Raw genomic sequence first — 23,114 nt, 5'->3', positions numbered from 1 at the left:
TGTTGTTTGTCATTCTGAGCGCAGCGAAGAACCCCAGTATTTGCTTTTGCCTTTGCTGTTTGCACAACCAGCAACTACGTCACCGGCATCTGCTCACGCACTCTCGTCTTCGACCGCGTCGTCAGCGTCACCGCCGCTCCTAGAATCAGTGCCCCGCCAACCCACGCCGTCGGCCCCAGCCGCTCACCCAGCACAAACACGCCCAGCAGACTCCCAATCAGCGGCTCCATATTCAACAGCACTCCCGCCTGCGAAGCAGGAACCTGCGTCAGCCCCCAGTTCCAAAGCAGCGTCGTCGTCGACGTGCACAAAAACCCACTCGCCGCCAGCGCCAGCCAAGCCTTCAACGAAATCCCATGCACCGGCGGCAGCCCATCCTTCAGCACCACCCACACCACCAGCATCAGCGTCCCCAGCAGAATCCCATACGCCGTCACCACCGCCGCCGAGTGCCGCTCCATCAACTGCTTATTCAGCAGAATCCAAAACAACGCCACCCCCAGCGACAACACCACCAGCAGATCGCCGCCCATCGACGAGCCCGAGTTGCCATGCTTGCCAAGCGCAATCAACCCCGCGCCACAGGTCGAAACCACCAGCGCAACCCAGCCCACCCCATCCATCCGTTCATGCGCATACGCAGCCGCGCCTACAGCCAGAATCACCGGCATCGTACCCACCATCAGCGACGCATGGCTCACCGTCGTCAGCGACAGCCCATAGAACTGCAACAGAAACTGCAATGGAATCCCTAGAAACGCCGCAATCGCCAGCACACCCCACTCGCGCCGATTCAGCCCCGGCTTATGCGTAGCCAGCAACGGCAACAGCGCCACCACCGCAAACAGAAAGCGGTACAACACCATGTGCCCCACGCCCATCTCGCGCAGAGCAATCTTGCCAAAGAAAAATCCGCACCCCCAAAGCGAGCTCGCCGCAGCACAAGCCGCAAACCCCATCGCCCGCCCTCGCCGCAACAGCACCATCTCTCCACTCTCGCACAACCGGGCGAATCATCCACCTTATGGCATATCCTGCACAGGTATCGAGCAGACAATCTCCTCAACTCAACCAGACAGCGATCCCATAAACCACGTCATCTCGACCGGAGTCACGCGGCTTTATCGCGTGGCGGAGCGGAGAGACCCCTGTATTTTGTCTTTGGCCTCTCTACCCTATGCGAAAATCGCCCCAAAGCAAAGCGGGAGAGCAGCCTAAGCCCTCTCCCGCCAAACAACCAATCAATCAGCAACTACCACACTCGGCAGCTATTCACCGGGACCATCGGCGTACCCACCTTGCATCCAAACGCCGCCGCAAACCCCGGCTGATTCACAATTGCGCCATTCGCCCTGAAGTGGTCTGGCGAGTGCGGATCAGTCAGCACCTGTTCGCGCACCATCTCCGGACGCGAGTTCTCGCACCAGTTCTGCGCATACGCAATATAGAACTGCTGCGCCGGCGTGTAACCATCCGTCTTCGCCGTCAGGTCGACACCTTCCTTCTTCGCGCGCTCCATGTACGCCATAAAGGCCAGCACTAGGCCGCCGTTATCGGCAGTGTTCTCGCCCAGCGTCAGCTTGCCATTTACCTTCACATCGTCCACAGCGGTGAAGCCGCCATACTCATTCACCAGGCAATCCGTCTTCGCTTCAAACTTCTTCAGATCATCCGGAGTCCACCAGTTGTCCAGGTTCCCATGCCCATCAAACTTGCGCCCTTCGTCATCGAAGCCATGCGTCAGCTCATGCCCAATGATGGCGCCGATGTGTCCATAGTTCACCGCATCGTCCTGCGTCTTGTCATAGAACGCAGGCTGCAGAATCCCCGCCGGGAAGTTGATATCGTTCATGCTCGGATCGTAGTACGCATTCACCGTCGGCGGAGACATCTGCCACTCCCCACGGTCCACCGGCTTGCCAATCTTGTTCAGCTCGCGATCATTCTCAAACGCATTCGCCCGCTCGGAGTTCCCCAGCGCATCATCCGCCTTCACCTCCAGCTTCGAATAATCGCGCCACTTGTCCGGATACCCGATCTTATCCGCCACCATGTGCAGCTTCTCTTTCGCCCGCACCTTCGTCGGCTCCGACATCCACTCCAGCGAGTCGATATCGCGGTCCATCGCCGCCTCGATATCATGCACCATCTGCAGCGTCTTTTCCTTGCTCGTCGGCGGGAAGTATTCATCGACATAAACCTTGCCCAACGCCTCGCCCAGCGCGGCGTTCACCGAGTTCGAGCACCGCTTCCATCGCGGAGCCTGCTCCGGCTGCCCATACAGCTTGCGCCCATAGAAGTCGAAGTTCTCCTGATCAAACTTCTTCGGCAACCGTCCCGCAAACGCCGTCAGCACGTGATACCGCATATAAGCCTTCAGCGTCGCCAGGTCGGTCGTCTCGATCTGCTTCACCATCGCAGGAAAGAAATCCGGTGTCGAGTTGTTCAGCTCCGATACATGCGGCGAATGCAACGCCTCCTGATACTCCCCAAAATTAATCCCCGGCAGATTTCCCTCAAACGTCGAGATCGTCTGCATGTGGTACGTCTTCTCCGGGTCACGCATCTCCACCACACCCATCGAAGCATTCGCCAGGTTCGTCTCCAGCGTCATCATCGCGTCCGCATCCTTCTGCGCCGTGTCGGCATCAATGCCGCTCAGCTCCAGCATCTTCGTCACGTGCGTCACATAATCCTTGCGCAGTTGAATGTCCTTCGCGCCTGTCCGCAGGTAGTAGTCCTTCTCCGGCAGCCCCAACCCCGCCTGCTGCACAAACGCAATCTGCTTCGTCGCATCCTTCAGGTCCTGCTGCTCGCCATAGCCAAAGAACACATCCACGCCCATCCGCTGCAGCTTGCCGATCAGCGCCGGCAACTGTGCCCGGTCCGTCACGCCGTCAATCTCCTTCAGCAGCGGCTCAACCGGCTCCATCCCCTTGGCCTCAATCGCGTCCGTGTTCATGCAAGCCTTGTAGTAGTCGCCAATCTTCTGTTCATCAGCCGACCGCTCCGAGCCACCCTCTTCGGCCTTCTTCAAAATCCCATTCAGCTCCTGCGTATTCACATTGAACAGCGCATAGAACTGGTCCACCTCCGGCTGGTCGGCCGGGATCGGATGGTTCGCCGCAAACTTCCCGCACGCAAACTTGTAGAAGTCATCACAAGGATTCGCGCTCGCGTCGATCGAAGTCTTATCGAACCCCGGAATCGGCAGATACTTCTTCTCCGGCGTGCTCTGGTCCGTCTTCGTCTGCTGCGCCAAAGCCACGCTTCCAGCACCTGCCAAAGCCAGCGCCAAAACGCCAGCCACCTGAACCCTCCCCAATCGTCCCATCATGCAACTCTCCTTCATAAACATCCTGCCTCCATAATCATCAGCCAACCGGAAACTAACACACCCCGTCCGCCCCTGTCTGCCGTTGCTCCTGTCGTCCTGCATGTCATCCGCTGAAAAGAAGATACCCGTTCTCCCTCAATTCAGAGAGACCGTCCAAACACACCACTCGTCTATATAGCAGAATAGTCACAGGCAGATACGCGCCCACCCTCATGCCGGTTCCCGTCCAACTCGTCCGCCGGGTCTTCCTCGCGCTCGTCCTGGCCCTGACCGCCACGGCCTTCGCCGCCCTGCGCGGCCCGCAGCCCGACATCTCCATTCCGCTCGACACCCTCAACTTCCAGCCGCCCACGCAGGAGTTCATGCTCGCCGGCAGCTCCATGCTGACGCTCAACTTCGTCGACCCCCAGCACCTGCTCCTCACCTTCGAAGTCCACACCCTCCTCAAGCGCATCCCCGGCGACCCGCCCGACGACCAGGACCGCAACGTCCGCGCCATCCTCCTCGAGCTCCCCGCAGGCCGCGTCCTCGCCCGCACCGAGTGGCGCCTCCACGACCGCGGCCAGTATCTCTGGAACCTCGGCCACGGCCACTTCCTCCTGCGTATCCGCGACACCCTCACCACCCTCGCGCCGCTCACCAACCTCGCCGCCGGCGACGCCTTCCACCAGACCCCCTTCGTCCGCGTCCTCGATCGCCAGATCGGCGCCATCCTCCTGACACCCGAATCCGACGTCCTCACCATCGAGACCAAAGCGCGCACAACCACCCCAGCCGACCCGCTCGCCGCGCCCGACCCCGACCCCGTCCAGGTCAACTTCTACCGCATCGCCATCCCCGACACCCCCACCGCCGAAGTCCACGCCCTCTACGCCGGAGCAGGCCGCACCAACAAATTCGGCAACTTCATCCTCACCGGCGCAGGCTACCTCGAAGTCCTCGACCAGGGCCACCAGCACTGGGCCTTCAACTTCGACACCTTCTCCGGCCAGACCTGGGAGCTGGCCGCCTTCGACTCCACCTGCAAACCCATTCCCGTCTTCGTCAGCAGCAGCGAGTTCGTCGCCTTCGCCTGCCACAACACGCCCACTCCACAAATCCTCGGCGGCTTCGACATGCGCGGCAACCAGATGTGGCAGCAGGGTGTCTTCGGCGACTACCTCGCCCCTCACTTCGTCTTCTCCGCCGCCAGCGGACGCTTCGCCTTCGGCCGCATCCTCACCACCACCCCGCTCGCCGACCAGACCGAGGAGCTCGTCCCAGCCCAGGTCAGCTCCGAGACCGTCGTCGTCTACCAGGCCGAGAGCGGCAAGCAGATCCTCAAGCTCGACTGCTCCCCCGTCGAAGTCACCGGCGAAAACTACGCGATCTCATCCGACGGCCTCAGCTTCGGCATCATCCGCAACAACGCGCTCGAAATCTACAAGCTCCCCGCGCTGAACCGCAAAGAGCAATCCGACCTCAAACTCGACCAGGCCGCCGCACCCAAGCCAACCGACCTGCCCGTCCACCTCACCGCCGCCCCACAGACAGCCGCCGCATCCACCCCCGAACAACCAGCACAACCCACCCCAGCCAAACCAGCACAACCCAGCCAGACGCCATCCACTGCCGCATCATCGCAGCAGCCCACCGCCGCATCATCGCAACCGCAGCCGCCATCCACCCCAACCACAACCAGCTCCTCCGAAGACAATACTCAAGGCGACCAGGCACCCGAACACCGTCAACGTCCCACCCTCTACACCCTCCCCACCGACCCGCAAAACGAAGGCTCCGCCAAATAAGCCATCAAGCCGCCGTTTGCTCGTTGCTCTTGCTCTCTATCACTCCACCCGCGCCGGCAGAGGAGCACCCTCAAGCGTCACAAACATCTCCGGCTTGCAACAAGCCCGTTCCAGCCGCTTCAGATCCGCCTGCATCTTCCTGTCCTCGGCCAGCGAACCCAGCACAGCATCCAATACCGGCCGAGCTGCCGCATCATCCGGCCGCTCCATGCTGTAGTGCATCCACTTCCCCTCACGCCGAGCCCGCACCAGCCCCGCCCTGCGCAGATAAGCCAGATGCCGCGATATCTTCGGCTGCCCCTGCCCCAGAATCTCCACGAAGTAGCACACGCAGACCTCGCGCCCGCGCATCAGGTTCAGCAGCCTCAGCCGCGTAGGGTCGGCCAACGCAGCCAGCAGTTGCGACAAATTCAATGTTTTCCCGCCACCAGCCATGACGGCATTATATACGCCTTGACAGATATGTTCCGCATCCATACATTTGCCTTAGCGAATATGAAAAGCGCAGGCATGAACACCAAACCCACTGAGCCCATCGTCGAGGAGTCGTAGCTGCATGACCAGCCCGCAAACCCACTACAACGTCCTCTTCCTCTGCACCGGCAACTCCGCCCGCTCCATCATGGCGGAAGCCATCCTCAACCACAAAGGCAGGGGCAAATTCACCGCCTACAGCGCCGGCAGCCATCCCTCCGGACAGCCGCGCCCCGAAGCTCTCCAGCAGATCGAGTCCGCAGGCCTGCCGACTACAGGTCTCCGCAGCAAATCCTGGGACGAGTTCGCCGCCCCAAATGCCCCCAGGCTCGATTTCGTCTTTACCGTCTGCGATAACGCAGCAAACGAGCAATGTCCTTACTGGCCCGGCCAGCCCATGACCGCGCACTGGGGTATTCCCGATCCCGCCGCCGTCAAAGGGACTCCGGAGGAGATCGCCCGCGCCTTCAGCGACGCCTTCTCCGTCCTCGACCGGAGAATTGGCCTCTTCCTCTCGCTTCCTCTGGCAACGCTCGAAAGCATGGCCATCCAACGCGAACTCGACCAGATTGGCCGGTCGTAGCCACCGTCACAACACGACTGTAGACACGGAGATCAACGTGAAGAAGGGCCGTCTGTCCTTTCTCGATCGCTACCTCACCGCCTGGATCTTCGCGGCCATGGCCGCCGGGATTGCGCTTGGCTGGCTTGCTCCCGGAGTCGTGCCGCTGCTGGGCCGCTTCAGCGTCGGCACCACCTCCATTCCAATCGCAGCAGGCCTGATCCTGATGATGTATCCGCCCTTCACGCGGGTCCGCTACGAGGAGCTGCACGAGGTCTTTCGCAACAAGCGCGTGCTCGGCCTCTCTCTCATTCAGAACTGGCTGATCGGGCCATTGCTCATGTTCGCGCTCGCCATCCTCTTTCTGCGCGGATACCCCGAGTACATGGCCGGACTCATCATGATCGGGCTCGCACGCTGCATCGCCATGGTCATCGTCTGGAACGAGCTTGCAAAGGGCGACACCCAATACGCCGCAGGACTGGTCGCCTTCAACTCCGTGTTTCAGGTCCTCTTCTATTCCATCTACGCATGGGTGTTCATCACCGTCCTGCCCGGCTGGTTCGGCCTGCGCGGAGCCGTGGTCAGCATCTCCATCGCTGAGATTGCCCGAAGCGTCTTCATCTACCTCGGCATCCCCTTCATCGCAGGATTCCTGACCCGCACCTTGCTCGTTCGCATGAAGGGACGCGAATGGTATGACCGCAACTTCGTGCCGCGAGTAGCCCCCATGACGCTGATTGCCCTGCTCTTCACCATCGTCGTCATGTTCTCCCTCAAGGGCAACTACATCGTCCGCCTGCCGTTCGATGTCCTCAGGATCGCCGCGCCTCTCCTGGTCTACTTCGTCGTCATGTTCCTTGTGTCGTTCTACATGGGCAGAAAGCTCGGCGCTGACTACTCGAAGACCACCACCCTTGCCTTCACCGCCGCCTCAAACAACTTCGAGCTGGCCATCGCCGTGGCGGTCTCAGTCTTCGGCATCAACTACGGAGCGGCGTTTGCAGCCGTCATCGGCCCTCTGGTCGAAGTGCCCGTCATGATTGCCCTGGTAAACCTGGCGCTCTACTTCCAACGCCGCTACTTCACAAACCCTCAACCCGCAGAGATAGAAAGCGTCTGCGTCTCAGGAAAACAGTAGCTCGGGTGCCATTTGGGCGTCCTATCCTGCCTCCATCTGTCACACTCCTTCTCCTCCATCCGTCATCAGAACAGCAAATGAAGTTCACAAGGCGACAGAGGAGGACTCCATTGAACGCTGCAATCACCATCATCCTCATAGCGGCAGCAACAGTTGCCGCTCTTCTCACGTCCCGGCACGAAGAAGATGGCTCTCCGCAGGGACGCACAGCGTGGCTCCGGGCAACTGTCTACTGGCTTTCAACGATTCTTGTGGCGTTTGAGATGGCTGCAGGTGGTCTATGGGACCTTCTGCGCATCGAGTATGTTCGTGTGGTCCTGACCCACCTCGGCTATCCCCTCTTCCTGCTGTACATCATCGGAGTGCCAAGAATTCCATGCGCCCTGGCCTTGCTCGCGCCCCGCTTTCCGAGACTCAAGGAGTGGGCATACGCCGGGGCCTTCTTCAACTACGCCGGAGCAGCCGCCTCCCACCTGCTGGCGGGCGACCGCGGCAGCCAATGGATAGGGCCACTTATTCTCGCCGTGTTCACGATCGTCTCCTGGACACTGCGTCCGGCATCCCGGCGTCTTCCACGACCAGCGCCAGCCAAAGAACCACCCATGATTACCTGGTGCGTTCCCGCCCTCATCGTCGCGGCGATGCTGGTGATTGCATTCATCACTCTTCCCAAAGGCGCTCCACCGAATATGTCCTCGCGCCTTCGTGTGGATGGTCCAGGTTTGAGCGTCGCCACAGAATCAAATCCACAGAAATACTTGTCAAGCCCCCTGACCACCTAAACCACACATATGAAAGCACATAAACTTGGCGGTTTAGTTTTCTCCATCTGCTATACTTGAAATAGAAAGTCAGAAGAGAGCAAGTCCCCGCACATCCGGGGACTTTTTCCATGAAATCAAGACTTTACGCGTAAGTCCAACACTAACTCTAATATTTTGAAGACTTTGCGCAAAAAGTAGGGGGGTAGGGGGATGCCCACGGAGCACAACAACACCATCGCGGTCGCCATGTCCGGCGGCGTCGACTCCTCCGCCGTCGCCGCGCTCCTCCGCGCCCAGGGCCTCGAGATCGTCGGCCTCACCCTCCAGCTCTGGAACCAGCGCCGCCTCGCCGGCCACGAGGGCATGCCCGAGTCCGTCCAGGGCCGCTGCTGCTCCATCGACGACGTCTACGACGCCCGCCACGTCGCCGAGAAGCTCGGCATCCCCTACTACGTCGTCAACCAGCAGGCCCGCTTCGAGGCCGACGTCGTCCGCCCCTTCGTCTCCGAGTACCTCGCCGGACGCACCCCCATCCCTTGCACCCTCTGCAACAACCACCTCAAGTTCGACCAGCTCCTCATCACCGCCCGCCAGATCGGCGCCGACCGCATCGCCACCGGCCACTACGCCCGCAACCACTACGACCCCGCCCGCGGCCGCTGGATCCTCTCCCGCCCAGCCGACTACACCAAGGACCAGACCTACTTCCTCTTCGGCCTGACCCAAGACCAGCTCTCGCGCACCATCTTCCCGCTCGGCGAGATGCAGAAGCCCGTCGTCCGCGGCCTCGCCGCCGAAGCCGGCCTCGCCGTCGCCCAGAAGCCCGACTCACAGGAGATCTGCTTCATCCCCGGCGGCGACTACAACCTCTTCCTCAAGGCCTACCTCGACGAGCAGGGCGAACCGATGCCCGACACCTCCGGAGAACTCGTCACCACCACCGGCGAGGTCGTCGGCCACCACGAGGGCATCCAGGCATTCACCGTCGGCCAGCGCAAGGGCCTCGGCCTCTCAACGCCCAACCCGCTCTACGTCCTCAGCATCCACCCGGACTCGCACCAGGTCACGGTCGGCCCCGACGACGCGCTGCTCTCCCGCGACCTCTACGCCAACCGCCTCAATTGGATCTCCATCCCGGAGCTCACCGAGCCCATCCGCGTCACCGCGAAGATCCGCCACCGCCACACCCCGGCCCCTGCCACGCTAACCCGCGTCGACGCCGAAACCGTCCACGCCATCTTCGACGAACCCCAGCGCGCCATCACCCCGGGCCAGTCCGCCGTCTTCTACCAGGAAGACGAGGTCGTCGGCGGCGGCTGGATCACCTAGATCCGGCTCACCGGCTCCTGCTCCTCTACCGGCTCGGACTTTGCCCCGTTCCTCCGCCCCAGCAGCACGTCGAGCCCAGCCTTCATCCCGTGCATCAACCCAGAAAGCTCCCGCGCCGGAATCCGGATCGCGTTCGAGAACATCGCCGCCGCGTCCGAGGTCGCATCCAGCACCGAGCTGACCATCCCATCCACGCGCGCAACCTGAGCCCGCGTCTTCGCATTTGCCTCCGTCGCAGTCGCGTCGAACTCTGTCGCCTTGGTACGGATCAGGTGACTGGTGTGCACAAGATTGTCGGTGATCGTCTTCACCTTAGGCGAGGCATCCTTGACCATGTCGTGGGTCACGGAGATCAGCGGAGTCATCTTACCGCGCAAGTCCTCGATCATCTCAAACACTCGCGTGCGCGTCTTCGCAGCCCCTACCGCGAAGACGATCACAGCAATCGCCTGCACGACCAGCGCCACCGCAACCATACCGACGAAGACAATCAGCCATTTATCCGTATCTATGGCAGCTAACCAGATTCCAGACAGCACAGCACCGTGAACACTCATCACTTGCACCTCTCCGGCAACAATCATAAGGCCCGATCAGCCAAAAGTTGATCGGGCCTCAATGAAACTGAGACAAGACACTAGGAATGGGTATCGCCTGTCGTGTTCGCGTAAGCTTCCTTGCCAGCATCAATCGCCGCTGACATCTTGCTCTGATGTTCCTGCACCAGCCCTTTACCCTTCTCGACGTATTGCGTCCATTGTGTCCGTCCGCGGTCATAATACTCGCGACCGCGATCAGCATAGCGGTTCATCTGCTCTTTCCCCTGCGCTGCGAGCTCGGCAGCGCGATCGCGGGCCTGCTGGGCAAGAACGGCTGCGCGGTCCTTAGCATCCAGTGCGCTCGCCACGAGGTCTTCGCGAGTTTCCTTACCAGCCTTTGGGGCATATAGCACGCCGACCAGAGCGCCGATGCTCAATCCGGCGACGAACCATCCCAATCCGCTAATCCCGTTGTCATTGTCTGCCATTTGAACTTCTCCTCTTCCAAAACTCTCTCGCCTTTATAAACCAATTTCCGTATCTGCGCCGAAATCATATGGCAAAGCGCAGATCACCCTAGGCGGTAAGAATTGGCTGTTGTATTGCGTAGATGCTCCGGTCAATGGCAAGGTTGCGTGTCGATATCATGCTCTACAGAGAGATAAGACAACTCACAAGGCAGCTCTGCCTGCGTCCAACCTATAGATTGTGCAGAAGAAAGCAGCTTTACCGGCTATCGCTCGCCAACTCATTCAGAAATCATTTAAGTGGGCTAGAATCATGGCACGGCAATGGCCAAACGAGACAAAAAGAGGTCCCATGCAAATCTTTCGCAGACTAACGAAACCATCTGCTTTTCTCGCCGCAACAATCCTTACGCTTGCCTTCGCAACAAATGGCTGCAAAAAGGCTGCCGCTCCACCCAGCGACGATGCGCTGACAACCGCGCTGCACAACCGGTTTGCCGCTGACAGCGCGCTCAGTACCGAGCCGCCAATTCAAGCGACTGTGCAGAATGGGATCGCTACACTGAACGGCGCCGTCAGTAATGACCAGGCACGTGCGCTTGCCGCGGCCGATGCAGCACAGGTCGCGGGGATCAAAACCGTGGTCAATAACCTGACGGTGCAGGCTCCTGCTCCTGCAGCAGCTGCTGCTCCCCCGCCAGCGCCTGAGCCAACTCCACGCGAGACGCGCAAACCCTCGCCAAGCAGAGCTAAAGAGAAGACAGCGCCTGTTGAGCGGCAGGCTCCACCCAAGCCAGTGCAGCAGGCGACCGTTGTTCCACCTCCTTCGGCAGGTGAAAATATGGCACCGCCTGTTTCTCGTCCCGCACCGCCTCCGCCACCTGCTTTCGTTGATGTAACAGTACCCAGCGGCACGGTCATTCCCGTCCGCATTACCCAGACGCTCAGCAGTGCAACCTCGCAGATTGGCGACAACTTCAGTGGCGTCGTATCAAGTGACGTTGTGATTGGCGGTATAACTGCCATTCCAGCGGGCACTCATGTGAGCGGCAACGTCTCGGATGTGCAAGAGGCTGCCCACTATAAAGGAAGCTCGCTGCTGAGCGTACAGCTCACTGGCATCAACCCGCGTGGAAACCGTCTCGCCGCCTCATCTGCACCATATACGTTGCAGGGCAAAGCACGAGGAAAAAACACCGCTGAGAAGGTTGGCGGCGGTGCAGCCGTTGGGGCCATTCTTGGTGGCATCTTCGGCGGAGGCAAAGGTGCTGCTATAGGCGCAGCGGCCGGCGGTGGCCTCGGAGCGGGTGCCAACACGGTCACTAAGGGCGAGCAGGTGCAGATCCCATCGGAATCGATCGTGCGCTTCCACCTCAGTGGACCGATCAGTCTCCGCGTCGCGAACAACGGAGGCGCTTCAGGCAACAACGGCGCGCCTTCACCCCAATTGCAGCGACGGTCTGACAACTAACTAGTTGCACTGTCATCTGCATCTAACTCTACAGCGGCCGTCAAAGTACATTCCACGCGAATGTCTCTGGTGTAGACTTGGCGCACCAGACCCGGTGAAGCGTCTGCCGGGTCTGTCTGCTCCAACCCGAAAATCCAATGTGAGGTGCTCCGTCTTGACGAAGGCATCGCCCGACAAAGCGTCCCGCCCCGCAGGCTTCCTCACCTTTACCCTGCACGCGCATCTTCCTTACGTCATCAACCACGGCACTTGGCCACATGGGATGGAGTGGTTGCACGAAGCTGCAGCTGAGACCTATCTGCCACTGCTGCGCGTGCTTAAGAACCTGGAGCGTGATCAGATTCGATTCAACTGCAATCTGAATCTTTCGCCCATCTTGTTGGAGCAGCTCGCGCATCCTGTTTTCAAAGCCGAATTTCCCAACTACCTGACACGCAAGATCGTTGCGGCGCGCGAAGACGAAGCCTTCTTCATACAGTCTGGAGAAGCTCACCTTGCGGAGATTGCGCGCTTCTGGCATCGCTTCTTTTCGGAGGCACTAGAAGACTTTAATGAATTTGATCACGACCTAATTAAGGCTTTCCGCCACTTCAATGATACCGGCCTGATCAACATCATCACGTGCGGAGCTACACACGGCTATATGCCTTTGCTGGGCACTGATGAGAGCGTGCGCGCCCAGGTCCGCACGGCGGTTGACACGCACGTGCGACATATTGGTCGCCGTCCACGCGGTATTTGGGCACCTGAGTGCGGCTATCGCCCTGCGGGATACTGGCACTATCCTGTTGCCTGCGCGGACGGTACAACACCTGCGGCCTTTGACCGAATTGGCGTGGAGCAAGCATTGTCTGAGTCAGGTATCGAATTCTTCTTTGTCGATACGCATCTTGTCGAAGAATCGGTGCGAACTCCTTCGCCTTACCAGTTGCTCGATGGATCTGTTCCCACGGACGCGGAGATCGAGCAAATGATGCATAAGGCGCACCGCAGCTTGTATCAGCCGTATTACGTCGATGGCCCATATGACAAGCGTTACGCAACGACAATCTTTCCGCGCGATCCGCGCACCGGAGTGCAGGTGTGGTCCGGCGATAGTGGCTATCCGGGCGACGGCGTTTACCTCGACTTCCATAAAAAACGCTGGCCGGGCGGACACCGCTACTGGCGCGTAACCGGCCCCAAAGTGGACATGGGGGACAAGCAACCCTACGACCCACAGCAGGCAGCCGAACGCGTGAAGGCGCATGCATCACACTTTGTACATCTCGTACATGAGGCATTGCAATCTGGCTTCAAAGATGAGGTCCCACCGATTCTTTGTGCGCCTTTTGACGCAGAGCTCTTTGGCCATTGGTGGTTCGAGGGGCCAATGTGGCTCGAGGCCATTGCACGCACGGTATACAGCTATCCAACTGGAATTGAGATGACCAGTTGCGCCGAATATCTCGACCGTTATCCGCGCGCGGGTTTTATTGCAATGCACGAAGGGTCGTGGGGAGCCGAAGGAACGAACCATGTATGGATGAATCCGGAGACTTCCTGGACCTGGACGCATATCTATCCCGCTGAACTTTATACGCGAGAGGTGGCCACCACGGGTCATTGGGCCAGTTCGTCGCTGGGCAAACGCATCGCGCAACAGCTCTGCCGCGAGTTGCTGCTATTGGAATCGTCCGATTGGCAGTTTCTCATTACGACAGGCGCTGCGCGCGATTACGCTGAGATCCGCTTCCTGACGCACAACGATCAATTCAACGAGGTCAAGGCGATCTGGCAGACATTTGAGTCGACCGGCAGCATCACGCCTGAGCAGGAAACCCGGTTGGCGGAGATCGAGACGCGCGATAACGTCTTTCCAGATATCGATCCTGAACTATGGGCAGCGGGTGCAAAGCAACAGCGGATTGAAGCGCAGAGCGTCGTACCTCCAGCAGCTGCAGCTACAGCCTAGTCACATTTGCAGACATCGGCGCAGGACAGAAGCTCCACGTCTGTGGCATCTTGGATGCTGTCCTCAAAATGAACATCCAGATGCCAAATCGTAGACACTTTCTTATGGGCGGCCTCGCAGCAGGGGCTGCTGCCTCTTTACCGACCTTCGCTCAAACGAACACTACAACGCAAAATCGGGGCGATCGTGCCTATTGGCTTGGTTTGCTAGAGCGCGTGTCGGAGCCTGTTCTCAAGGCGCTGCACGAGCACACATTGCGTCGTGATATGCCAGTTGAAGCGGCGCCTGGGCAGCGCGAGTCGCGTGCCGTTGGGACGCACCTTGAGGCTTTGGGTAGGTTGCTCGCTGGGCTTGCGCCGTGGCTTGAACTGGATGCTGCATCAGGAGAATCGGCACAGGAGACTGCGCTGCGCAGCCGCTACCGTGCATGGGCACTCGATGGGATCACATCTGCTCTCGATCCTTCTTCGCCTGACCACATGTCTTTTGGCGCGTCTCCGCAGACACTGGTGGACTCGTCGTTTCTTGCACTTGCACTGCTGCGTGCACCAAATCAATTGCTCGGCAAACTGAACGAACAAACTCACCAGCGACTCGTCGAGGCGCTCATCACCGAACGGCGCATTCAGCCGGGTCTTTCCAACTGGCTGCTCTTTGCTGCGCTAAACGAAGCACTGCTGAAGGTCATCGGGCAGCACTGGGACCGGATGCGTGTCGATTACGCTCTGCGCGAACTGAATAGCTGGTATGTGGGCGACGGAGCCTATGGCGATGGGCCGCATTTTCATTGGGATTACTACAACAGCTTCGTCATGCATCCCTATCTGCTTCAACTAATGGACACGTTGGGCAATGAGTCGGGCGCGTGGATGGTAATGCGTGAGCCGATAAACCGACGCGCCCAGCGCTATGCTGCGGTGCAGGAGCGGTTGATCGCAGCAGATGGCTCGTATCCCGTCATTGGACGGTCGATCACGTATCGCTGCGGGGCGTTTCATCTGCTTGCCGATGTGGCACGACGTCACATGCTGCTAGAGGATATAAGCGCCGCACAGGTGCGCTGTGCGTTGTCTGCCGTGATGCAGAAGACGCTTGAGCCCAAAAATACTTTTGATGCGAAGGGATGGCTTCAGATCGGCCTTGCCGGACATCAGCCTGAATTAGGTGAAACATACATTTCGACTGGAAGCCTTTACTTGTGCAGCGCGGCGTGGCTACCCCTTGGCTTGCCATCAACTGATCCTTTCTGGTCACAACCGCCCGAGCAGTGGACACAGCAGAAGATATGGTCTGGCGAAGACGCTCGTGCCGACCACGCCCACGATGAGTAACACTACCGCAGGAATAGACTTTAAGTAGTGGCCACATTCACTCCAACTCAACCTGCAGTAAAGGTTCGTAACAGCACAAGGTCGTTGGCGCTTTGGCATCTGCTCTCACTCGATGCGCCTACTGTTGCCGCGCTCTGGACTTGGTTTATCGCACGGACCTGTCATGTGCATCTTCCTGCGGCTGCCACGATAGCCATGGCCATTGCAGTGTGGATGCTCTATGCCGCCGACCGGCTGCTTGATTCGGGATCGACTCGACAGGACAAGCTGGAGGCTCGCCACATCTTCCACCATCGTCACCGCTCCATCTTCCTTATCGGAATTGTTCTGTCTTCGGTTGCACTAACGCTACTGTTGCCGCGCCTCGACGGTCAATCTATTCGTCTCTACCTCATCCTTGGCGGGCTGGTTTTTGGATACTTCGTTCTGATTCACGCTGCTCGCAGTGCACATCGCTTACCGAAAGAGATTGCTGTCGGCATCTTCTTCGCTGCGGCAACGTTTATCCCAACAGTCGCGAGACGGCCTGGTCTTCGCCTCGAACTGCTCGCGCCAGCACTTCTCTTTGCCATGCTCTGCAGCCTGAACTGCCTGTTTATTTATGCATGGGAGCACCCACTGGGACATAGTGCGCTTGCGCGCGACCATCCGGCACATGCAGTGACACGGTTTGCGCTACGCTACCTAAGGCTTATCGCGATGGCCGTTGTTGTCGCAGGAACTGCACTGGCTGTGTTCGACAGCTTCGCGCCATGGCAAATCCCCTTCGCGACAGCAATTGCGGCGGCACTACTGCTTGTCCTCCATCATCGCCGCGGCACAATTCTTCCGACGACGCTGCGCGCGGCAGCTGACCTTGTCCTCACGACACCTCTGCTACTGATCCTGTTCCACAGATGAAGCAGCCAAACTTCGATGTCATCGCACGGTCTTACCGCTGGCTTGAATACCTCTCACTCGGCATGTCACTCGAACGCTGCCGATTTCACTTTCTCCCGCAAACGCACAGTTGCCGATATGCGCTTGTTCTAGGCGATGGTGATGGGCGATTTACTGCGAAACTCCTTGCAGCGAATCCGGGGATAGAAGTAGATGCTATCGATATCAGCCAAACCATGCTTGCGTTGTTGCGGCAACGTTCAGAGCAGGCTTCAGACAGACTCCACACGCACCACGCGGACGCCCGTACTTTTCCATATGGATCCGAGGGTAAATCTTATGATCTTGTTGTGACGCACTTCTTCCTCGATTGCCTCACGCAACCAGAACTAGAGCAGTTGATCGGGTGTATCGCGCCTGTGCTCGCACCTGAGGCTTTTTGGCTCATCTCCGACTTTCATATTCCGCGGGGGCCGATGCGTCTTCTCGCCCGAGCCTATGTTCGCAGTCTTTACTTTGCGTTTCGAATGCTCACCGGCCTCGAAACAGCGCAGCTACCTGACTACTTTACTCCAATAACAGAGCATGGATTCGCCCGCATTGCCAGCCACTATTCTCTTGCCGGCCTGCTCGGCACTGAAGTGTGGCAAAGGCGCGCTGATAACCTCTCGCCGAGAAGGTCGCATCAGATAAGCTGAAGCAAGCGAACGGGAGTCCAGCTATGACTCAGCCTGACAACGCCGCCGTCCCTAAGCCGGAACAGCCCATGCCCCATCCAGACACGCATCCGGCACCTATTCCTGACCCTGAACCGGCCGGTCCCTCGCTTGAGGAACCAGATCCGGCGGTCTTTCACTACACTCCAACGCGACCGGATGACTAGTGATCGAGCGGTCGGTCAGTGTAGAGAGCTTTGCCTGAATTATCGAGCAGAAGGACCTTGTCGCTGCCAAGCAATTGGTCGACGATATCGCGCTTTTCGAGCGGCACGAAGAGAACCTTGCGTGGACCGTGTCCCCATTCATTGAGCAGGTCGGCGTTTGACAGGAAGATGTGTGGCGCGTCAGGGAAGGTGCTTCCGAAGAGCATGGATGTGGAGCGGCCTTCAACAAGATAGACCGTCTTGCCCAGATAGAACGGGATGGAGGAGCCGTAGGCCTGGTCGCCGTACATGAGCACTTCGCTTTGAGGCGAGATGGCTCCTGATGCTTCGAGTTGCTGAATTTTCGCGGCGAAGTTCTCAGACGACATCATCGTGCCAAAGCGCACGAATGCTATGTGAGCTGCAATAAGGAAGACCGTGCTAGTAAGAGCGATGGCCGCGGTTGCCGCAAGATGACGCCGCTTTTTGCGTAGCAGCCAGGCGATGGAGGGACCGATGGCAAACGTGATTGCCGCCAGCGATGCGGGCAGCCGCAGTGCGGCGAAACTCGAATCAGTCAAGTCGAAGAGGTGCGACATCGAGAGTGTGTAGTTGCCCACATCTCGGTGCGCTAGCATGTCGCCAATGTCTGGCACAAAGGGAATATGGCGCGAACGCCAGAGCCCGTAGGCGAGCGTGATGGAAACACCAATGCCAACGACTGCGTAAGCGGCATGGGCGAAGTTAATCCAGCGGCGAGAGGTGCTGTCTTCTGCATAGCCACGCTCAGCAAGGTTGAGCGCGGCGGCGAGAAGAATCAGCAGCGAAAGGTATGCCGGGAATGTGTAGTACTCCTGATTGGTCGAGATGGAGAAGAAGACCAGTACAAATGCTGAATAAAGTGCGAGCAAAAGCACTGTCTGGCCATTGAACGAGAGTGGCTTCAGACGAAAACGAAACGCGGCGCCACGTGCTTTCCATCGCTTTGCAGCAACCACTACAGCGGCAGGTATGAAGAGACTCCAGGGGAAGAGCCAGACAATGTGCAGGCTCCAGAAGAGATAACCTGGAAGCTTGTTGTAGTCCTTCGGGTAGCGCTTGCCGAGGAAGCGAAGGAAGTGCTCGTTGATGAAGTAGAACCAAAAGAAACCGTGGCCGTTCATGCCACCCGTGTTACGCAGGCCTGCGAGAATATGCCAAGGGGCGGCGATCGCAAGGAACAGCAGTAAGCCAGTGAAAGGTTTGAGAGTAAGCCAGCGCTTGTATTCGCCAGTGATGACGAGGTAAGCGATTCCGGCTCCGCCGAAGAAGACTAGTGCCACGAGACCCTTCGTCAGAACGGCTAAGGCAAGTGCAGTCCACATGAGATAGGCGTAAGCCGCTGATGAGAATGTTCCGCTCTTCACCGAAGAAGACGCCTCGTCCAGCGATCTCAACAGCAGGTAGAGCGCTGCACAGAGAAAAAAGCTTAGCAGCACCTCGGGGATGAAGATGCGGGTAAACAAAAAGACTCCTGCCGAGGTAAGGATGCCAAGACCGGTGTAGAACGCTGTGCGAACATCGAAGGCTCGTTCGGCCCAGCGGAAGCCCAGAAGGGCGAGCAGCAGCACTCCGATGGCTTGAGGAAGGTGAACGGCAAAGGTATTGAAGCCAAAAGTTCGGAAACTTGCCGCAGCCAGCCAGTAGGGAAGTGGAGCTTTTTCAAGATAGCGGATGCCGTTTACGTGAAGTGTGACCAAGTCTCCGGTAAGAGCCATGTGACGCGCGGCGTTTGCGTGCGTAGCATCCGCGTCGTCGAGTATGGATGGAGCGAATAACGCGCTGAAAAAAATGACACCCCAAAGACCAACCAGTACAGAGAGAGCCGCCCTGTGACGGAAGGTACCTGCGGGCGTTGAGCGCTCGGTTGGCGATGCGTCCAGCGTCTTGGAGATGGTGGAATTGGTCATCAGCTCAGGAGGTATTTATAGGATATCTGGAACCGCAGCCTTTAGGCATACAAAGACACCCATAACTGCAAATGTCACGGGTTGGATGCATCTGAGAGCAGTCAGGGTGCGGGAGGGATGTATCTTGCTTGTGTAGGATTTTCAGCCGTAAGGGGATGATCAGCGAAATGCCAACATTTGCCGCCATCGACATTGGGTCCAATTCATGCCGATTAAAGATCGCCGCTGTACAGATGCACCGGCTGAAGACACTCCACGAGGACCGCGAGGTGACGCGACTGGGTGAGAGCGTGTTTCAGACCGGCTCCATTTCACCTGAGGCAATGGCCGCGACGATCCGTGCACTCAGGCGGTTTCACAAGGCCGTTCAGATGCATGTCGTTGACAAGGTGCGCGTGGTGGCAACCAGCGCCATGCGCGATGCACGCAACGCAGACGCATTCACGGAGTGGGTGCGCTCGGCGACGGGGTGGAACGTTGAGGTGATCTCCGGCCTGGAGGAAGGCCGCTTGATTCATCTAGGCGTCGTGACACATGAAGTGGGCGCGCGCGGGCGGTGCCTGCTCATCGATCTTGGGGGTGGAAGCTGCGAGGTTACGGTTTCGGAAGGCGGACGCATAAAGTCGATGGTGAGTCTGTCGCTTGGCGCGGTGCGACTGCAGGAAGAATTTCTTCGCGGCGATCCTCCGACCAAGGAAGATATCGCGCGGCTGAAACAGTACATCGACCGTGAACTACGCAAGGCGGAGCGCAGGCTTGGCACGCCACGGGTGTCGCTGGTCATTGCGACATCAGGTACAGCAGCAGCGCTAGCTGAGGCCAGTGGCCACGCACGCAATGCGCATACCGCAAAGGGGAAAAAGTCGCTCGCAAGAAAGCGAATTGACCACGTTGGTGCGATGACAGCAAACACGACAGAAGTTCGCAAACTTGCGGAAAGACTTGCAAAGATGACCAATGCCGAACGCGCGTCAATTCAGGGAATCGGGCCGAGACGTTCGGAAATTATCGTCGGAGGAGCGTTCGTCTATGCCGATCTGCTGGATCGGATGAAGTTGAAGGGGTATCGTTACTCGCCGCTTGGCCTGCGTGATGGCATGCTGGCGCAGATGCTAGCCGAAGCCGATCTACGGACATCGGTGCACCAGAAGATGGAAGGAGAACGATGGGCTGGCGTACTGGAAGTTTGCAAGCGCTACAACATCGAACAACGCAAGGTAGAGCCCGTGCGCCAGCACGTAGCCCAATTGTTCGATGCGCTGGACCGTGTGCATGAACTTCCCGCAGAGTATAGGCTGTGGCTTGAATCTGCCGCAATGATGCAGGAAGCTGGCAAGTTCATGAACCACCAAGGCCATCATCGACACACACAGTACATCATTGCCAACTCAGAGATATTCGGCTTCTCGCCTGAACAACGCGCCATCGTGAGCGCAATTGCGCGTTACCTGGGCAAGACGCGGCCCGACCCCATGGACAGACTAATGCGCTCGATTCCGGTTGAAGAGCACACGAACGTCATGCGCTCTGTGGTGATACTGCGGCTGGCCGCAGCCTTGAATCAAGATCGCGCCAGCGCTGTGGTAAAGATACGCACACACGTTTATCCCAAGCGTGTGGTCCTCGAGCTGGTTCCAGGGCGCGGCGGAGCGGAGCTGGAAGCATGGTCAATCAAGAAAGAAGCTCCTTACTTCCGTGAGGTCTTCCGACGCGAACTCTTGGTCGAGGTGGCGTAGAGGGCACGGACAGTACGCGGGTCCAACAGCGTCTGAAGCACTGCGGGGCCACGATTGAGAGAGAGCCGCGCAAGTGAGCCCTTTCTCAACCGGATACGCGGCGTTGCGCTGCCTCCGTTGGCAATCAGAGATCCCAGAAAGAGAGTGATGTTGGGATTATGCCCGACGAGTAGAAGATTCTCACTCTTCGAGCAGTCATAAAGCAGTTTCTGAAAGTCCGCCAGCGTAGCCTCTGGCGCTAAAGCATTCGAGAGCAGTATCTTGGACTCGTAGCCTGTTTCGGTGCCGAGAAGCGAAGCCGTCTGCAGACAGCGCTTAAGCGGACTGGAGACAATCAGGTCGAATTGCACATCGAGCGAGTTCAGTACCCACGCGAGCTGGACGCAATACTTTTTCCCATCCTTGTCGAGCGAGCGTTTGACGTCGATGATAGGGTTTAACCGGCGAGTACCCGCGCTGGCGTGCCGAAGCAGGGAGAGGTTCATAGCTGTTCTCGATTTTACAGCGCCCACAGAACAGCCATGTGTAGACCGCAACGTCATCGTGCATAGTCCCAATTTATGCAATTGACATCGCGACCATGGTGGCGCAGGTTTAACCTATTCTTTTGATCTTAATCTTTTGACTACTGCGCCACTCATCACGCAACAATCAGCTCCGTCCGGTACAACGACACCGGTACGCAGATGGAGCCTGCGCTCGGCTGCGATCCTTACTCTTGCATGGCTCGTACTTCAGATTGGCGGCCTGTTCACGCCTGGATTGCTCGACGATGTTGACTCCATCTACATCGAGATAGCGCGTGAGATGCTTCGACGCCATGACTACGTTACGCCATACGTCAATGGGATCCGATTCTTCGATAAGCCTCCTCTGATGTATTGGATGGCCGCTGGCTCAATGCACGTGTTTGGGATTCACGACTGGGCCGCGCGACTGCCTCTGGCACTCTCCGTGCTCGTATTGATTTTCGCCGTCTATGCATTGGGTATTCGTCTCTTCAGCGAGGTCTCGCCCGCAGCACACCCAGACCGTGGCGGCTTCTATTCGGCGCTTGCAGTTGCCACGAGTATTGGACCCTATCTTTATACGCGCTTCTACATCCCCGATATTCTGCTTGCGCTTTGGATGACACTTGGCGTCCACTGCTTCCTCATCGCGTTGGAACGTATCAGAGAACGGCAACAATCTGCATTGCTACCATGCCTTGGTTTTGCATCCGTTATGGCGCTCAACGTTCTCACGAAAGGTCTGATAGGCGTCATCTTCCCTGTCGGGTTTGCTGTTCTCTATCTCGCGCTGACGCGACAGTTGCGCCTGCTGAGCCAATTTCATCTTCTCCTAAGCGCAGCAGTATTCAGTGTGATCGCTGCTCCTTGGCATATCCTTGCTGCTCTCCGCACACCGGCTATTGCTTTGCCTCCAGGACTTGGATTACCGGCACGCGGAGGATGGGCTTGGTTCTATCTCTACAACGAGCACTTTGCGCGTTTCCTCGGTAAGCGCATTCCACATGACTATGGCCTGACGCCCGTCTGGCTCTTCTGGACCTATCTCGTGATCTGGGTTATGCCTTGGGCTACGTTCATTCCAGAAGCCATAATCAAACATGTCTACCACCTTAGGAGTCGCTCTCTTGCTACGGCGCGCGAGTATGAGGCTGCGCTCTCGCTCGTTCTTTGGACTGCTCTCGTTGTCATATTTTTCTCGATCTCCAGCCGCCAAGAGTACTACTCTCTTCCAGCAATTCCAGCACTTGCGTTGATTGCGGGCGGGCTACTCGCGCGTGCCGACGTCTGGCTTGGCGACACTCGCCGCATCTGCTTGCGCTGGCATTTATGGTTTCTTGTCCCGATAGCAGGCGCCATTACATCTGTCTGCGGATACTTCGCTGTTACTGCGCCGCATCCAACTCCGGGAGTTGATATCTCGAAGCTTCTTGAGAACAACCCCAGTTTCTATAACCTGTCGCTCGGCCATCTTTTCGATCTCACAGGCGCAGCTCTGGGCCTCTTTCGAGGCCCACTCATCGCTGTGGCTCTCAGTATGCTGGGCGTTGGTTTCGGAAGCTACTTGCTTCGCCGTCGAGGCTTTACCTATGTTGCAAACCTGACTCTTGCCTCATCAATGATAGTGACATTGCTTGCCGCGCACACGGGCCTCGTCCGCTTCTATCCCACACTGGGATCAAAGCAGCTCGCGCTTGATATCAGACAAGTGATGGGGCCTGGCGATCTAATTCTGCTGGATGGCGAGTTGACCTCTGGGTCCACGCTTGTCTTCTACACGGAACAACAAATACATGTTGTGGACGGCCGTGTAAATGGCCTTTGGTACGGTAGCTTTTGGCCCGATGCGCCGCACATCTTCGAGACGAATTCCACTCTACGGCAGCTCTGGTCGGGTCCACACCGCATTTTCCTGCTTACGTATGAACCAAAGGAGCGCGAGTCAGAGCTCGTGACACTTGCTCCAGTCCATGTGCTTGCATCTTCTGGCGGCAAAACGATACTGACCAACCGATAGAGTTGC

The 23,114-nt window shown here is 58.3% G+C and carries 19 protein-coding genes; 12 read left to right on the top strand and 7 right to left on the bottom strand.

The window, feature by feature from the left end; genetic code table 11:
* Nucleotides 1-74: 74 nt before the first annotated feature.
* Entirely contained in the window at nucleotides 75-986 is a 912-nt protein-coding gene (locus IEX36_RS13840; protein WP_188760150.1) for a DMT family transporter, read from the bottom strand.
* A 266-nt stretch (nucleotides 987-1,252) separates the two neighbouring features.
* Nucleotides 1,253-3,337: a M13 family metallopeptidase gene (locus IEX36_RS13835; protein WP_188760149.1), complete on the bottom strand. Its 2,085-nt coding sequence runs from the start codon at nucleotides 3,335-3,337 to the stop codon at nucleotides 1,253-1,255.
* Nucleotides 3,338-3,549: 212 nt separating this feature from the next.
* Here IEX36_RS13835 and IEX36_RS13830 point away from each other — a divergent pair, with 212 nt between their 5' ends.
* On the top strand, nucleotides 3,550-5,124 hold the full coding sequence (locus IEX36_RS13830) for a hypothetical protein (protein ID WP_188760148.1): 1,575 nt from the start codon (nucleotides 3,550-3,552) through the stop codon (nucleotides 5,122-5,124).
* A gap of 39 nt (nucleotides 5,125-5,163) precedes the next feature.
* Here the strand turns inward: IEX36_RS13830 and IEX36_RS13825 are convergent, their stop codons facing one another.
* On the bottom strand, nucleotides 5,164-5,532 hold the full coding sequence (locus IEX36_RS13825) for an ArsR/SmtB family transcription factor (protein ID WP_229669018.1): 369 nt from the start codon (nucleotides 5,530-5,532) through the stop codon (nucleotides 5,164-5,166).
* Nucleotides 5,533-5,680: 148 nt separating this feature from the next.
* Between IEX36_RS13825 and IEX36_RS13820 the strand changes: the two genes are divergently transcribed.
* The 4 genes from IEX36_RS13820 (at nucleotide 5,681) to mnmA (ending at nucleotide 9,394) form a co-directional block, all read left to right on the top strand.
* Nucleotides 5,681-6,181, top strand: coding sequence for an arsenate reductase ArsC (locus IEX36_RS13820; protein ID WP_188760146.1), 501 nt, complete (start codon nucleotides 5,681-5,683; stop codon nucleotides 6,179-6,181).
* 37 nt (nucleotides 6,182-6,218) lie between these two features.
* A complete protein-coding gene (gene arsB / locus IEX36_RS13815) occupies nucleotides 6,219-7,301 on the top strand; it encodes an ACR3 family arsenite efflux transporter (protein ID WP_308422319.1) in 1,083 nt (360 codons plus the stop codon).
* A 110-nt stretch (nucleotides 7,302-7,411) separates the two neighbouring features.
* A complete protein-coding gene (locus tag IEX36_RS13810; RefSeq protein ID WP_229669017.1) occupies nucleotides 7,412-8,083 on the top strand; it encodes a DoxX family protein in 672 nt (223 codons plus the stop codon).
* 192 nt (nucleotides 8,084-8,275) lie between these two features.
* Nucleotides 8,276-9,394, top strand: coding sequence for a tRNA 2-thiouridine(34) synthase MnmA (mnmA, locus tag IEX36_RS13805; RefSeq protein ID WP_188760144.1), 1,119 nt, complete (start codon nucleotides 8,276-8,278; stop codon nucleotides 9,392-9,394).
* Here mnmA and IEX36_RS13800 read toward each other — a convergent pair.
* Nucleotides 9,391-9,951: a hypothetical protein gene (locus tag IEX36_RS13800; RefSeq protein WP_188760143.1), complete on the bottom strand. Its 561-nt coding sequence runs from the start codon at nucleotides 9,949-9,951 to the stop codon at nucleotides 9,391-9,393. The two genes, mnmA and IEX36_RS13800, sit on opposite strands and share 4 nt — an antisense overlap.
* Before the next feature lie 80 nt (nucleotides 9,952-10,031).
* On the bottom strand, nucleotides 10,032-10,421 hold the full coding sequence (locus IEX36_RS13795; protein ID WP_188760142.1) for a YtxH domain-containing protein: 390 nt from the start codon (nucleotides 10,419-10,421) through the stop codon (nucleotides 10,032-10,034).
* A 331-nt stretch (nucleotides 10,422-10,752) separates the two neighbouring features.
* Between IEX36_RS13795 and IEX36_RS13790 the strand changes: the two genes are divergently transcribed.
* From IEX36_RS13790 to IEX36_RS13770, 5 genes are all read left to right on the top strand, one after another.
* Nucleotides 10,753-11,871, top strand: a complete 1,119-nt coding sequence (locus IEX36_RS13790) for a BON domain-containing protein (RefSeq protein WP_188760141.1) — start codon at nucleotides 10,753-10,755, stop codon at nucleotides 11,869-11,871.
* A 154-nt stretch (nucleotides 11,872-12,025) separates the two neighbouring features.
* On the top strand, nucleotides 12,026-13,825 hold the full coding sequence (locus tag IEX36_RS13785) for a glycoside hydrolase family 57 protein (protein WP_229669016.1): 1,800 nt from the start codon (nucleotides 12,026-12,028) through the stop codon (nucleotides 13,823-13,825).
* An 80-nt stretch (nucleotides 13,826-13,905) separates the two neighbouring features.
* Nucleotides 13,906-15,156, top strand: coding sequence for a DUF2264 domain-containing protein (locus IEX36_RS13780; RefSeq protein ID WP_188760139.1), 1,251 nt, complete (start codon nucleotides 13,906-13,908; stop codon nucleotides 15,154-15,156).
* 84 nt (nucleotides 15,157-15,240) lie between these two features.
* On the top strand, nucleotides 15,241-16,056 hold the full coding sequence (locus tag IEX36_RS13775) for a hypothetical protein (protein WP_229669015.1): 816 nt from the start codon (nucleotides 15,241-15,243) through the stop codon (nucleotides 16,054-16,056).
* A 62-nt stretch (nucleotides 16,057-16,118) separates the two neighbouring features.
* Entirely contained in the window at nucleotides 16,119-16,733 is a 615-nt protein-coding gene (locus IEX36_RS13770) for a class I SAM-dependent methyltransferase (RefSeq protein ID WP_229669014.1), read from the top strand.
* Between the two features lie 181 nt (nucleotides 16,734-16,914).
* Here the strand turns inward: IEX36_RS13770 and IEX36_RS13765 are convergent, their stop codons facing one another.
* Nucleotides 16,915-18,846: an ArnT family glycosyltransferase gene (locus IEX36_RS13765; protein ID WP_188760136.1), complete on the bottom strand. Its 1,932-nt coding sequence runs from the start codon at nucleotides 18,844-18,846 to the stop codon at nucleotides 16,915-16,917.
* Nucleotides 18,847-19,013: 167 nt separating this feature from the next.
* Between IEX36_RS13765 and IEX36_RS13760 the strand changes: the two genes are divergently transcribed.
* Nucleotides 19,014-20,582, top strand: a complete 1,569-nt coding sequence (locus IEX36_RS13760) for a Ppx/GppA phosphatase family protein (protein ID WP_188760135.1) — start codon at nucleotides 19,014-19,016, stop codon at nucleotides 20,580-20,582.
* On the opposite strand, the gene IEX36_RS13755 is transcribed toward IEX36_RS13760, so the two are convergent.
* On the bottom strand, nucleotides 20,534-21,067 hold the full coding sequence (locus IEX36_RS13755; RefSeq protein ID WP_188760134.1) for a SixA phosphatase family protein: 534 nt from the start codon (nucleotides 21,065-21,067) through the stop codon (nucleotides 20,534-20,536). The genes IEX36_RS13760 and IEX36_RS13755 overlap by 49 nt on opposite strands.
* 136 nt (nucleotides 21,068-21,203) lie before the next feature.
* On the opposite strand from IEX36_RS13755, the gene IEX36_RS13750 reads away from it, so the two are divergent.
* On the top strand, nucleotides 21,204-23,108 hold the full coding sequence (locus IEX36_RS13750; RefSeq protein WP_229669013.1) for an ArnT family glycosyltransferase: 1,905 nt from the start codon (nucleotides 21,204-21,206) through the stop codon (nucleotides 23,106-23,108).
* The last annotated feature ends 6 nt before the right edge of the window (nucleotides 23,109-23,114 follow it).

The organism is Edaphobacter acidisoli, from assembly GCF_014642855.1.
Taxonomy (GTDB): domain Bacteria; phylum Acidobacteriota; class Terriglobia; order Terriglobales; family Acidobacteriaceae; genus Edaphobacter; species Edaphobacter acidisoli.
The sequence above is the reverse complement of the archived record's forward strand: the minus strand, read 5'-3'. Positions and strand labels throughout refer to the sequence as shown.

Excerpts from the sequence above, each read along its gene's own strand:
- IEX36_RS13765 (WP_188760136.1), bottom strand. The coding sequence starts at position 18,846 with ATGACCAATTCCACCATCTCCAAGACGCTGGACGCATCGCCAACCGAG.
- IEX36_RS13755 (WP_188760134.1), bottom strand. The coding sequence starts at position 21,067 with ATGAACCTCTCCCTGCTTCGGCACGCCAGCGCGGGTACTCGCCGGTTA.
- IEX36_RS13770 (WP_229669014.1), top strand. The coding sequence starts at position 16,119 with ATGTCACTCGAACGCTGCCGATTTCACTTTCTCCCGCAAACGCACAGT.
- IEX36_RS13780 (WP_188760139.1), top strand. The coding sequence starts at position 13,906 with ATGCCAAATCGTAGACACTTTCTTATGGGCGGCCTCGCAGCAGGGGCT.
- IEX36_RS13830 (WP_188760148.1), top strand. The coding sequence starts at position 3,550 with ATGCCGGTTCCCGTCCAACTCGTCCGCCGGGTCTTCCTCGCGCTCGTC.
- IEX36_RS13760 (WP_188760135.1), top strand. The coding sequence starts at position 19,014 with ATGCCAACATTTGCCGCCATCGACATTGGGTCCAATTCATGCCGATTA.
- mnmA (WP_188760144.1), top strand. The coding sequence starts at position 8,276 with ATGCCCACGGAGCACAACAACACCATCGCGGTCGCCATGTCCGGCGGC.
- IEX36_RS13800 (WP_188760143.1), bottom strand. The coding sequence starts at position 9,951 with ATGAGTGTTCACGGTGCTGTGCTGTCTGGAATCTGGTTAGCTGCCATA.
- IEX36_RS13790 (WP_188760141.1), top strand. The coding sequence starts at position 10,753 with ATGCAAATCTTTCGCAGACTAACGAAACCATCTGCTTTTCTCGCCGCA.
- IEX36_RS13820 (WP_188760146.1), top strand. The coding sequence starts at position 5,681 with ATGACCAGCCCGCAAACCCACTACAACGTCCTCTTCCTCTGCACCGGC.
- IEX36_RS13795 (WP_188760142.1), bottom strand. The coding sequence starts at position 10,421 with ATGGCAGACAATGACAACGGGATTAGCGGATTGGGATGGTTCGTCGCC.
- IEX36_RS13840 (WP_188760150.1), bottom strand. The coding sequence starts at position 986 with ATGGTGCTGTTGCGGCGAGGGCGGGCGATGGGGTTTGCGGCTTGTGCT.
- IEX36_RS13835 (WP_188760149.1), bottom strand. The coding sequence starts at position 3,337 with ATGATGGGACGATTGGGGAGGGTTCAGGTGGCTGGCGTTTTGGCGCTG.